This is a genomic window from Polynucleobacter sp. 78F-HAINBA, assembly GCF_018882325.1.
GTDB lineage: Bacteria > Pseudomonadota > Gammaproteobacteria > Burkholderiales > Burkholderiaceae > Polynucleobacter.
In genome coordinates this window covers 1-270 of record NZ_JACVOQ010000025.1, presented here as the reverse complement: position 1 = coordinate 270, position 270 = coordinate 1, and the positions used below count along the sequence as shown (strand labels likewise).

The 270-nt window shown below is 49.6% G+C and carries 1 protein-coding gene; it reads right to left on the bottom strand.

Features of this window, described 5'->3' with window-relative positions; translation table 11 throughout:
- Nucleotides 1–270 (bottom strand): IS3 family transposase (locus tag ICN11_RS10820; protein WP_216230357.1); only part of this gene is annotated, 270 nt, incomplete at both ends.

Below are 270 nucleotides of genomic sequence, written 5' to 3'. Positions count from 1 at the left end.
CTAATAGGTTTGGGGCTGCCTTACCCACAGACCCTTTGTAAGACTGGTAGCGTTTAGGGCGCACCGTTGATTTAAGGCCGAGGTGCCCCATCAGTTTTTGTACGGTTTTGGGGTTGAGGTAACACTGCTGATTGCTAAGCTCTAAATGGACTCGTCGATAGCCATAACGACCTTTGTGGCGCTGGTAGATCACTTGGATCTGGGTCTTTGTTGCAAGATGAGGATCGGCCTGCTTGCTTAGCCCTAGCTGGTAGTAATAAACACTTCTCG